Below are 12,559 nucleotides of genomic sequence, written 5' to 3' on the forward strand. Positions count from 1 at the left end.
AGTGCACCTGATTTTGCTGAAAGTGGGCTAGGAGAGTAGATGAGGAGCATTAGTGCACTTGATTCTGCCGAAAGCAGACGAGATGAGTAAATGAGGAGCACTAGTGCACCTGATTCCGCCGAAAGCGGGCGATATGCTGAAATGAAGAGCACTAGTGCACCTGATTGCGCTGAAAGCGGGCGATATGCTGAAATGAAGAGCACTAGTGCACCTGATTGCGCCCAGCATAACTTACAGATGGGCGGACTGGGCACCCAGGCTCTCAAGCCATGATGCCAGTTCAGTGGCATGGCTTCGGTTGGCGGCGTCCAGGGGAGTGAGGCCGTCCCATGGGGAAGGCCAGTTCAACTCGGCGCCCCGGGCGAACAGGCATTCGGCGGCGGCGCGTTGTCCGCCGTGGCAGGCGCACCAGAACGCGACATTTACCTCCTCTGGTGCTGCTGAAGCGGAGCTTGCACCCCATGGGTAGCGGCGCGGAAGCGGATGTCCGGCGAAGTGTGCCTCCATCGCATCAAGCAGACCGAGCGCCGCCGCGTGCCAGAGTGCAGGCTGCGCACCGCGTTCCACCAGCCGCTGCGCCGCCCGCCATTGTGCGAACGCCACGGCATCGTCCAGCGGGGTCCCGCCAGCGATAACCGCACCCGATGCCTCGATGTCGGCCCCGGCATCGAGCAGCAGGTCCAGTACCTCGACGTCATCGCAGCTCGCTGCCCAGTGCAGCGGCGTCTCGCTGTGCGGACCGCTGAACTGCGCATTTACCTCTGCGTCTGCCTCAATGAGCACAGTGACAACCGCTGCATTATTGGGATAATGCCCCGGCCAATCGGTGGCAATATGCAGCAACGTGCGCGACATCCCGCGACCAGTGCCGCCGCTAGTATTATTAGTCCCAGCGTCGGCACTATTAGCTTTGCCAGGGCCTTCGCTGCTAACCCCAGTGTTGCTAATGTCCCCGCCGCCAGTCACAGTGTTAGCAGTGACTTCATGACTAGTCTCAGCATTGCCAGGGCCTTCGCTGCTAGCCCCAGTGTTGCTAATGTGCCCGCCGCCAGTTTCAGAGTTAGCAGTGACTTCATGACTAGTCTCAGCATTGCCAGCGCCCACGCTGCTAGTTTCAGCATCGCCAGTCTCCCCGCTGCCTTCATTACTTGCACGCCCCGCTTCAGTCCCAACAATCCGTGCTGTAGCCAGCCCCGGGTGACCGGCCAGCAGTTGTGTCAATCCCGGCACATCGCCGGTACGAATCGCCTGTACCACAGACTTCGCCAGCGGATCGTCAACAGTCAGCCACATGATATCTTCATCACTCATCGTAGAACCCCTCCGTTCATTCGCTATCACTCCAGTCCTCCACATCCTGTCAACAGTCTGCGGGTTGTAGCTGTGACAGCCCCGATGTTACAGCGATGCACCCTAGTAACTGTGCTATTAGACTGCACCGCTGTACATGGTTATAGTATATCCTTTCTCTATTCCACCTTCAAACTCGTCAATTTCTTCTCACTGGAGCTAAAGTACGGGGTATTCCTTCGGCTCATTGCTAACTCTGAAGCTCTCCGCTAACCCAGCGCTTCCCCGCCAATCCCACGACTTCCTGCTAACCCAGCGCCTCTCCGCTAATCCCACGACTTCCTGCTAACCCAGCGCTTCCCCGCCAATCCCACGACTTCCTGCTAACCCAGCGCTTCCCCGCCAATCCCACGACTTCCTGCTAACCCTGTGTCTCTCCGCCAATCCCATACCTCTCTACAACTTACGGCTCTTCACTAACCTCAGGACCACTCTGCACCCCGGTGCTAACCGCATCAGTGAAGGTGTCGGTGGTGTGGAAGTAATAGGAATGTTGGCCCGGGGGCAGCTTGGTCTTGTATTGATAGATTCTACCATCTGCATAATTCGTGTCTCCCGGATTTAGAGGCTGCATTTTGCGGACAACGCCGTCCAGAATCAGCTCCAAAGTGAATGGAGGCTGATTGTCCGCGTCGGTATAGGTTACATTGAAGGTGAACTCGGTCTGCGGAGTGCCTTCTATAAGATCCACACCTCCTGAAGTTAAGGTCGGCGCGCTTCCGCTGACCTTATTGGTCGCTTTAATCTCATCAATCAGCATCTCACCCGGAGTGACGGTGTTCTGCTTCAGCCAGATGGACATTTTCAGCGTTCTTTTGTCGATGGCAGGTGTCAGGGCATTGAGATCGAATTGCAGATCACTCCAAGTGGATGGAACCTCGATCCAGCCGCCGGTCAGATTGTAGGTTCGTTTGCCGTCACTGAGCTCAATCCGGGTCCTGAGATCAGGAGAGGCAGGATTCTTCAGCGTAATATTCAGATATTGATAGCCGCTCAGATCGACCACATCGTTCCAAGGCTGGAACTTGGCCGCAGAATTCACACTGGCCGGCGTCTGGGCGAATTGGCCCGCAGAGCGTCCGTCGGCAGTAAGCTTGGTGAACGTTCCCGTGCCGCCATTTTGATTATACCAGTTGACCCAGGTGGTGTTGGCCGCTGAACCGCCCCAGAACCCGGCCCCGCCAAAATCATCATATAACAGCGGAGTGGAAGGGTCCGGCAACGGTGGAGCTACCGTGTAATGAGTGGAGCTGTAGGTGTATCCGCCGGAAGGTGCCTTAGCACGGACATCGACTCTCCGGTTCGTATAAGGCAAGGATTGGCTCTCATCAATGACCGCAGCGTAGACAGCGCCGCTTACCGAGGAATACACATTCCCGGAGACAGTCATCGGCTGATAAGGCAATCCGGTTGCCGCATATTCCACATCGCTCAGCCCATCCCCCGCCTGGGCAAAAACAGTCACCTCTCCGCGTACCCATTCCCCAATCACCGGAGAGAGGACCGGCAAGGCAGGCGGCACCGCTGCATGATCTGCACCTGTCCCCGGAGTGGCGCTTAATCCCATGACTGTATAGAGCAGTCCGGCTTGGATGCTAATACTGAATTCGTTGTACCGCCACTGATTGGTATCATCCAGATAGAGGGAACGGTCCTCATACCACGGACTTACACTGCTTTTATTCTTGGGGTCCTTCATATTAGGTCCGCTGACCATCGCCCCCGGAAGGATAATCCCGGTGTCACCCGCAGTATTGGATTCCTCGTTGTAGCGGGTATGCGGGAACATCACGTGATGGGTGCCGATGCCCGATACCCAGCTGATATTCCACGGATTCTCTCCGAACAACCAGTACATTCCTTTCACCACTGCCTGAAGTGCTGCCGGGTCACCGAATAATTCGTAATACCGCAGCAGGTCCCCCAGATAAGAAGCATGAGGCTCGTTCACCCCGAAGTTCTTGAACTGGTTCAGGACGCCATACGGGGTATCGTCGGACATGGAGAGGAAGAAGTCGGCTTGCCCCTTGAGCAGGCTGTGAATATGAGACTGCGTTGCAGCATCGGCAACCGGATAGAATTCAGCCATCGACATCGGGCTCATATCCCAGTAGTTCGTGGAGGAGATGTCTCCCAGAGTCAGCGCGTTAATGGTAGCTGCAGCAGCATTCTTGTACTTGGCTTCGCCGGTCAGCAGGTACAGCTCCACATCTGCCAGCAGCTTGGAATTAGGGATGCCTCCTCTGGTGGAGTAAGATCCGATGGGACCGTCAGGATGGGCAACCACATATTCATAAAAGGTAACCGCCGCGTTCTCGCATTGATTGGCGAAATCCGTCAGCTCCGCAATCTGGGATGCCGCGATATCACCTTCGCTAATCGCAGTACGGATGGCCCGTGCGGTTGCGGCAAGCGTGCCTGCGGACTTAGCGGAGCCGCCGACACTCAGGTCCGTCAGCTTCCGGTCATCGGCGGTGCCGGAGACATTGTCGGTGGATTTCTCGGGATGAACGAAAGAAGCATTATTCCGCAGGTTATACATTTCCCCGCCGAGCTGATCCGCGAACTTAATGAGGTATTCACTGCCGAAGACCGCTTCATCGACCAGGTCCGGGATACCATTGCTGTCGTTATCGTACTTCACGCTGTCTTGGTCAGCATACCGTGTATAAGCCAAGGCAATCTCTGCGCCGACCCATTGGTTGCCGCCATATTTGCCATAATCCCCGGCATCATACCAGCTTCCCGTCAGATCATAATGGGTCAGGCCGTCCGCAGACTGGGCATCATCCAGATGACCTGCGGCATGGTAGAGCTTGGCCGAAGGAGCGACGCTGCTGTAGCCTGCCGGATAAGCGTCACTGGTCGCTACGGAGGCCCGTTGAAGCCGGTAAAAGGCCGTCATTTCATCCTTATATTGATCCCACAGGTTCGGAGCGATCTCAAAAGAGTAGGAATACACCTGATTACTCCGCACTCGATACTGGTTCCCTGAGTCAGTGACAGGTGTGAAGCCGATGGAGTAGACATGCTTGTTCCAATGCAGACCCTCATAGGTCATGGTGCCTGAATAGACCACATTAGTCCCGTCCAGTATTTCATAAGTGGCATCTGTGACGGTGGTGTCTGAGATGAGCTTGGCATTCTTGAGATCACCTGCGCTATATCCGGCCTGACTCACGGCAATATCAATTACGGAGGAGGCCTGGACAACACTCAGCGTCTGGACACTGGTAGTGACTTCATCCGAGGTCGTATCGGTAGTACGGAAATAGTAGGTATGGGACCCTGCCGGAAGCTTCGTCATGTACCTGTAGCTTTTGCCGTCGGTGTAAGTCTGATCGGCGGGGTCCGTCTCACGCATAGCATAGGCTGTATCATCAATAATGACCTGGACGGCAAAAGGAGGCTCATTATCCGGGTCGGTATACGTAGCCTCAAAGCTGAAATTGGTGTTCTGGTTGTAGCTGCCGTCCGTATTGGCTGTCATTCCTGCCGGACTTAGCTGGGGAGCGGCCCCGCTGGATGCTGTAGTGAACACAATATCATCGACCAGCATCTCCCCGTAAGTCCCGCCGCCTTGTCGCAGCCAGATTTCCAGCTTCACCTTCTTCTTCTGAATCTTGGGCGACAAGGCATCCAGATCGAACTGCAGATCGGTCCAGGCAGCCGTGGCGGGAACATAACCTCCGGTCAGATTGTAATTGGTAATCCCGTCGCTGATGACGACACGAATGAGGGACTGGGCATACCCTGCATTGTTCAGCGACAGATTCATATAACGGTAGCCTGAGAGGTCGAAGGTCTCGTTCATCGGCTGAAACTTGGCCCAGGAGGAAGAAGAGCTTGGAGTTTGCGTGAATTTTCCAATGGTGCGGGTGCCTTGTGTGGTCTTGGTGAAGGTTCCGCTGCCGCCGCTCTGATTGAACCAGTTGGTCCAGTTCTGCTTGAACACTCCTCCGCCGGCGAAATTATCATACAGGAGAGGGTGAGCGGGACCCGGCAAGGGAGTGACAGCAGCGGCGGCAGGCCGGGGGGACAGAGCAACACTGCATAGAATTAACAACAGACTGAGGCTTACAGATACGAACTTGTGAAATCTCTGGGGGAATGGACTTCGGATGAACATCGTAGAACCTCCTCATAATGGAATATCGTTAATCCTGCTCTCCTTTCTTTTATATGAAAACGCTTGCAAAAGTAGCATAAAAGAGTTACTATCACTAATCCATGATGAATTACAGGAAATATGTGATCTATACTAGGGGTGTAAAGGTGCTATACCTATGAAACGGGGGACGAATAGAAGATGGCGGCACAACATGCGGAAATAGATCACAGAAAAGCGGAAATAGATCATCTACGCTTATTTATTGCAAGTGTACTGTGGTACACAGAAGAACCTGAAGCTGCCTGGCGATGAATTGGCAATCGAAAGAGGGGGACATCATGTATAAAATTCTCGTTGTGGATGATGAGCCGAGAGTAAGTGCGGGGATCCGGAATTTCCTGCTCACTTCGGAGTTGAACATCACGGAGGTAGAGACGGCCATCAATGGCTTTGAAGCGATTGACTACTTACGGATGGACCATTATGATCTGGTGCTTACCGATATCCAGATGGGCCGGATGAGCGGAATTGAATTAATGGAGAATATCTATATGGAGCAGTGGAATGTTCCGGTGATTGTCATTTCGGCCCATGAGAAGTTTGATTTCGCCAAAAAATCGCTCCGGCTGGGAGCCAAGGATTATCTGGTGAAGCCGGTGGAGCGGACGGAACTGCTGCGGGTAGTCCGCAAAGCGTTAACCCAGAAGGAGCTTCCGGAGAAAAGCACGCAGGCGGAGCACAATCACATTCAGAATCATTCCCGGCGCGATGAGTGGCTGATGGAGCTGGTTACCGAGCGGAATCTGACGCAGCAGGATATTGAAGAGATCACCGGCGAATTGGGCGGCCTGCTGCAAGGACCCTATTTCGGAGTGATCACCATCCGTATAGATTACAGCCAGGCCGGATTTAGCCGCCAGCAGGTTACGCTGCATGACCGCAAGCTGCTGAAATATGCAGCCCTCAATATTATGAACGAAACGTTGTCCGAATGGGACGGCCTAACCTTTAACGGCTTCGGCCATTCGATCATCAGCATCATCCAGTTATCCGCTGAAGATATGGGGGATCCCCAGATTAGAGTGCACTCCCAGATCCAGATGATCGGGCAGATGATCGCCATGAACCTGAAGCAGCATTTGAATGCGGAGGCGATTATCGGACTCAGCACATTTGGCGGGGGGATCTCCACGCTTCCCGGACTGCTGGAAGAAGCGGATACGGCTGCCGGGCGGAGCAGTGTGCATCCCGGGCAAAAGGTGTTCTATTATGGCGACATCGTCATGCAGGAGCATCTTAACAGAGAGCAGCAGCAGACGGATTCGGCGCAGCAACAGTCGCAGGACCCGGCCGCAGACCCGAGTGTCATCTCACGGATTACTAGCTACATCCAGAACCATTACCGGAATCCCGCGCTGAAGATCCAGGATATTTCTGAGGAGGTCCATTTCAGCGCGGCCCATCTGGGTTATATTTTCAAACGCGATATGAAAACCAACCTCTGGGACTATGTGACCGCACTGCGGATGGAGGAGGCCAAGCGCCTTATGATTGCTACCGATAAGAAGCGGTATGAAGTTGCCTATGCAGTAGGGTATGAATCGCCGGAGCACTTCAGCCGGATGTTCAAGCGGGTGCTGGGCCTCACTCCGGCAGAATTCCGCAAACAGGCCAGAGGAGGGGACCGGGCTGAAGCTGAAACCTAAACTCAAACTCAAACTCAAACTCAAACTCAAACATAAGGTCATCCTCGCCTTCCTGCTCTGCATCGTTCTCCCTTTTATCGTGGTGGGCTGGATTTCAGCTTATGTGGCGCTTCACACGATCAAGGAAGAGGTCGGCAGTACCACCCTGCAGTTGGTGAAACAGAATCATGTGACCCTGGACAAAACCATATCGGCGATCAATGACCGGACGATCACGCTGCTGGATAATCATTTTTTCAGCAATCCGGCGGGGTACAGCTTCTGGACCGGAATTGATACCCTGAATGAGATCCAGCAGGCCGACAATATTCTGGAGAGCTGGTCTACCGGCGGCACGGAATATGCAATATATATGAAGAACATTGAGCGCAGAGATACGCCGTTCGATCTGTCCCACAAGACCAAAGGGTTCAAATATCTGGACCAGGTGAACAGCGGATTACCGGACGTGATGGTCAAGCAGATGGATATCAGCGGGGCAGGGGCGCTGCGTGTCATTCCCTTAGCTACGGGCGAGCGAACGGTCTCCTTCATGCGCAGTATTCTGAACCCCCGGAATTATAACGAGGTGATCGGACTGCTGGTCGTCCATAAGGTTGAGGTGATGCTGACCCGGGATATGGTCTCGGTGGAGCTGCCTGCTGCGGCCGGTGCCTTCTTATTCAATGATAACGGGGAGCTGCTGATGTCCACCGGGTCAGGCAGCATTTCTGCGGCCGAGATCGGCAAGAACACCGAACCGGACGCCGCTTACGGCTATACCTTCGCCCAAGAAGGCGGGGAGGAGTGGCTCTATGCGTATTCGGACAGCTCCAGATTCCACACCCGGTTACTGTACAAAATCCCGCTGGCATCCATAACCGGCAAGCAAGTCTGGTTTCAAAAGCTGCTGGTGCTCATCTCCTTGGTTTTTCTGGCTTTTGTCCTGATGTTTGTTCTCTATCTGGTAAGACTTGTTGTCAAACCGGTTGTGAAGCTCGTCTCTGTGATGAAAATTTATGAGCCCGGCATCAAGCTGCCGCTGTCCGAGGAGCCACTCCGGCATGATGAATTCGGCATTCTGCAGGGATCATTTGTGAAAATGACCCGCAGGCTGGACCATTCGATTGAAGAAAACTACGGGATGAAGCTGAAGCAGAAGGAATATGAGCTCCTGATGCTCCAATCCCAGATTACCCCCCATTATCTGTACAATACCCTGGACTCGATCTACTGGTATGCGCTGGATAGCGGAAACGGCGAGGTGGGGGAGATGGTCAGGGATTTGTCCATGCTGCTGCGCATCGGACTTAGCCGGGGCCGGACCATGATTACGGCCGGGGAAGAACTGGAGCATGCCCAGGCGTATACCCGGCTGCAAACCAAACGTTATCCGGGTACCTTTGAGGTCTGTTGGCAGATTGAGGATACCTTGAGGGACTATGAGACGCCCAAGGTCATTATCCAGCCGCTGATCGAGAATGCCATTCTTCACGGCGTACGCGGGATGGACGGAGAAGGAGAGATCCGGGTATCGGCTGTTCAAGCGGAAGGAACACTCCGCTTCATCGTCGAGGATAACGGGCATCTGCCGGTAGATCTGGAGGAGCTTGCCGCCATCCTGCGGGAAGAGCATAGTGCAAGAGGCTACGGAATCCGCAACGTGCACCAGCGTATCCAGCTCCATTACGGCGAGGCCTACGGATTAACCTATGAGCGAACCCGGGAGGGGTGGACACGGGCGATCATTACCTTGCCGCTGCGCCGGACGAAGACCGAAGCTGCCGGTAACTGAGTGATAAAAGATCACATTTTTACGGGAATCCATCATCGAAGCTGTGGAGGGTTGGTTCTATAATTAGTCCATGAAAGGAGTAATGGACATGAGTAGAACCACCGGATTCTCAAGATTTATCCATGCCATGTGGAAGTACAAGGCGCTGACACTGATGCTGCTGCCGGCAGTGCTTGTCCTGCTGGCACACAGCTATCTGCCGATGTTCGGCATCTTTATTGCCTTCAAGAATGTGAATTATCTGGACGGGATTTGGGGCAGTCCCTGGGTAGGGTTCGATAATTTCCAGTTCCTGTTCTCCTCGGGGGACATGTGGAGAATTGTAAGAAACACCCTTCTGTACAGCTTGACCTTTATGATTATGAATCTGGTGCTGTCGGTATCGATTGCGGTAGCGATCAATGAGATCCGGCGGCGGCTGCTGGCGAAGGTGTACCAGAGCTTCATCATCCTGCCGCACTTCCTGTCCATGGTAGTGGTGAGTTATCTCGTATACGCTTTCCTGCAGCCGGATCACGGCTTCATTAATGCCACAGTGCTTAAGGCCTTCGGGCAAGATCCGGTCTTCTGGTACTCGGAGAAGGAATATTGGCCTTACATCCTGGTGTTTGTCAACGCCTGGAAGCATGCAGGCTTCGGCGCAGTGATCTATATCGCGGCGATTGCCGGAATTGATCCGGAATATTACGAGGCGGCGCTGATTGACGGAGCTTCCAAGTGGAAGCAGATTACGCATATCACGCTCCCTTTTATACGGCCGGTCATCATTATTATGACGATTCTGTCCATGGGCAGCATCTTCAGCTCCGACTTCGGTCTGTTCTTCCAGGTGCCGATGAATTCAGGAGCGCTGTATCCGGTAACAGATACCGTTGATACGTATGTCTACCGCGCCCTGATGCAGCTCAATGATATCGGGATGTCCTCGGCAACGGCGCTGGTCCAATCGGTGGTGGGCTTCATTATGGTCATTGCCACCAACAGTATGGTCAGACGGATTGACCGGGAACAGGCATTATTCTAATCAAAGGAGAATCATCATGGCGAATGACACCAGCAGCTCGATCGGCGGAAACTCCGCATTATCAAATGTACTTTTAAATCTGGCCTTTGTGATCCTCTCACTCCATTGCTTCATGCCTGTTCTGCTTGTGATTATCGTCTCCTTCACAGACGGGCAGTCCATTCTGACTCAGGGGTACAGCTTCATTCCGAATAAGTGGTCGTTCATTGCCTATGAGTCGATCTTCAAGGACTGGATGACGATTGTGTCGGGATATCGCGTGAGTTTCACCATTACTATTGTAGGTACAGCGCTTAGTGTGCTGCTCATGGCAATGTATGCTTATCCCATCTCGCGTGCGGATTATCCGTTCCGCAACGTATTTACCTTCTTCTTGTTCTTCACGATGTTGTTCAATGGAGGAATGGTCAGCAGATATCTGATCTATACGCAGGCGCTGCATATCAAGGATTCGTATATGGCGCTGATTCTGCCCATGCTGATTGTGCCGTTCAACGTCATTATTATGCGGACCTTCTTCCAGACGACCATTCATCCGGCGGTGATCGAATCGGCCAGAATTGACGGTGCGGGGGAGCTGAGAATCTTCCTGCGGATCGTTCTGCCGCTCTCGTTGCCGGTCCTGGCGACCATGGCTTTGTTCAGCACCATCGGCTATTGGAACGACTGGTTCAATGCACTGCTGTATATCACCAGCGAGGACAAATATCCGCTGCAGTATCTCATGATGCGTGTCCTCAACGATGTGCAGTACCTGCGCAATAATGTGGAGCTGGCCGCGCAGAATCCCAATATGATGAAGAATCTTCCGAACGAATCCCTGCAGATGGCGATGGCGGTGATCGGGATGGGACCGATTCTGATTGCGTATCCGTTCTTTCAGAAGTATTTTGTCAAAGGGCTGACGGTAGGGGCAGTGAAAGGCTAAAGCGCGGTGGAACCGGCATCAGCATAGGCTGCCTGCCGTTCTATATAAAAGCATGATCATACAGGAGGGTTCATATGACAAAGTTAAAAGGGCGCAAACCGCTGTTCACGGCTATTATTCTGGTGCTTGCGTTATCCTTGCAGGGATGCTCCGGCGGCAATAACGGGGGTTCTGCCGAACCGGCAGCTTCCAGCGGCGCGGCTGCCACGAATAGCACGAGCAGTGCGGAGCCTGCCGGGGGTGCGGAAGCACTGAAGCCATACGAGGTCTCGATTATCTACTTCGGGGCGCCGCAGCGGGATGATGCGCTGGTGGAAGCCAAGCTCAGTGAATATTTCAAAGAGAAATTCAATGCCACCGTGGATCTTCAGCCGATTGCCTCCAGTGAATACAAGCAGAAGACGGAGCTGATGCTGAATGCCGGTGAGCCGATGGATCTGGTGTTTACCGCGTCATGGCTGAATTTCTTCGGCAATGTGGCCAAGGGAGCTTTTCTAGATCTGGATGATCTGCTGGCGAAGTATGGGCAGGGCATCACAGAAAACCTTAATCCGATCTATCTGGAGGCTCCGCGCTACAAAGGCAAATTATACGGCATTCCGACCAACAAAGAGATTACCCAGGGCAAGGCCTACACGTACCGCAAGGATATCATCGACAAGTACAATATCCCGATTGACGACATTAAGACGATGTCGGACTTTGAACCCTGGTTCAAGCTGCTGAAGGAGAAGGAGCCGGAGCTGATTCTGGACTTCCTCAAGGAATCGGGCGAAGGGATGATGTATGAGACCCGCTCGAACTTCCGCGCTATCGGGCCGACGCCGAACAAGATTCCTTTATTCCTCTATGACTACACAAATACAGATAACATCCAGATTAAGTCAGTCGTTGATCCGGAGATTTCATCCATTGCCAAAGCCGAGTATGAGCTGAACCGCAGCTATTACGAGAAGGGCTATATCAACAGCGATGCTGCGACTACAACGACAGAGATCGGGGACTTACGCAAGCAGGGCAAGATCTGGATGCAGCAGGCGGTCTGGAAGCCGGGCGCGGATATTGAGCTGAAAATCGCCTCGGACAATAAATATGATTTTGTGTCCAAGGTGATCGAGGAGCCTATCGTGACGACTGACCTTGCCGCCGGGTCCATGTTCTCCATCTCCCGCACCTCCAAGGACCCGGAGCGGGCGATGATGGTCTTGAATGCGCTCCATACTGATCCTTATGCCGTGAACCTGTTCGTTAACGGGATCGAAGGCACCCATTACAAGAAGATCAGCGAGAACCGGATCGAGCCGATTGCCGATTCCGGGTATGGCAGTTCTGCCCTGTTCTGGGTGGTCGGCAATCAGCTGATCAATTATCTGAAGCCGGGCCAGCCGGATGATCTGTATACAAGCTGGAAGCAATTCAATGATGAGGCCAAACGCTCTCCATTGTTGGGCTTCGTCTTCGATGAATCTCCGGTGAAGAACGAGATTACCCAGCTCACCTCGGTCATTGGTGAATACCGGGCCGCCAGCACGGGTGCTATTCCTGACCCTGCCAAGGTGCTTGCGGAACGCAATGAGAAATTGAAGAAGGCCGGTATTGAGAAGGTCAAGACCGAACTTCAGACCCAAATTGATGCCTGGAAAGCAGCGCAATAACTGACAGTGCG

The 12,559-nt window shown here is 53.5% G+C and carries 7 protein-coding genes; 5 read left to right on the plus strand and 2 right to left on the minus strand.

From position 1 onward, the window contains the following. Positions 1 to 231: 231 nt before the first annotated feature. Positions 232 to 1,311: an ankyrin repeat domain-containing protein gene (locus tag MHH78_RS11670; RefSeq protein WP_341167497.1), complete on the minus strand. Its 1,080-nt coding sequence runs from the start codon at positions 1,309 to 1,311 to the stop codon at positions 232 to 234. 442 nt (positions 1,312 to 1,753) lie between these two features. Further along, positions 1,754 to 5,479, minus strand: a complete 3,726-nt coding sequence (locus MHH78_RS11675; protein ID WP_341167498.1) for a glycoside hydrolase family 9 protein — start codon at positions 5,477 to 5,479, stop codon at positions 1,754 to 1,756. Between the two features lie 320 nt (positions 5,480 to 5,799). Here MHH78_RS11675 and MHH78_RS11680 point away from each other — a divergent pair, with 320 nt between their 5' ends. From MHH78_RS11680 to MHH78_RS11700, 5 genes are all read left to right on the plus strand, one after another. Next, positions 5,800 to 7,167 (plus strand): response regulator transcription factor, encoded by a 1,368-nt coding sequence (locus MHH78_RS11680; RefSeq protein ID WP_341167499.1) that lies wholly within the window; start codon positions 5,800 to 5,802, stop codon positions 7,165 to 7,167. A 103-nt stretch (positions 7,168 to 7,270) separates the two neighbouring features. Continuing rightward, positions 7,271 to 8,941, plus strand: a complete 1,671-nt coding sequence (locus MHH78_RS11685) for a sensor histidine kinase (RefSeq protein ID WP_341167500.1) — start codon at positions 7,271 to 7,273, stop codon at positions 8,939 to 8,941. An 88-nt stretch (positions 8,942 to 9,029) separates the two neighbouring features. Further along, positions 9,030 to 9,965, plus strand: coding sequence for an ABC transporter permease (locus MHH78_RS11690; protein ID WP_216857130.1), 936 nt, complete (start codon positions 9,030 to 9,032; stop codon positions 9,963 to 9,965). Between the two features lie 16 nt (positions 9,966 to 9,981). Beyond that, positions 9,982 to 10,893, plus strand: coding sequence for a carbohydrate ABC transporter permease (locus MHH78_RS11695; protein WP_341167501.1), 912 nt, complete (start codon positions 9,982 to 9,984; stop codon positions 10,891 to 10,893). Between the two features lie 74 nt (positions 10,894 to 10,967). After that, on the plus strand, positions 10,968 to 12,548 hold the full coding sequence (locus MHH78_RS11700; RefSeq protein WP_341167502.1) for an ABC transporter substrate-binding protein: 1,581 nt from the start codon (positions 10,968 to 10,970) through the stop codon (positions 12,546 to 12,548). The last annotated feature ends 11 nt before the right edge of the window (positions 12,549 to 12,559 follow it).

The sequence above is a fragment of the Paenibacillus sp. FSL H3-0333 genome (assembly GCF_038002805.1).
GTDB classification, from domain to species: Bacteria; Bacillota; Bacilli; order Paenibacillales; family Paenibacillaceae; genus Paenibacillus_AQ; species Paenibacillus_AQ silagei.

Coding starts and splice junctions, on each gene's coding strand:
- MHH78_RS11670 (WP_341167497.1), bottom strand. CDS start 1,311: ATGAGTGATGAAGATATCATGTGGCTGACTGTTGACGATCCGCTGGCG.
- MHH78_RS11675 (WP_341167498.1), bottom strand. CDS start 5,479: ATGTTCATCCGAAGTCCATTCCCCCAGAGATTTCACAAGTTCGTATCT.
- MHH78_RS11680 (WP_341167499.1), top strand. CDS start 5,800: ATGTATAAAATTCTCGTTGTGGATGATGAGCCGAGAGTAAGTGCGGGG.
- MHH78_RS11690 (WP_216857130.1), top strand. CDS start 9,030: ATGAGTAGAACCACCGGATTCTCAAGATTTATCCATGCCATGTGGAAG.
- MHH78_RS11695 (WP_341167501.1), top strand. CDS start 9,982: ATGGCGAATGACACCAGCAGCTCGATCGGCGGAAACTCCGCATTATCA.
- MHH78_RS11700 (WP_341167502.1), top strand. CDS start 10,968: ATGACAAAGTTAAAAGGGCGCAAACCGCTGTTCACGGCTATTATTCTG.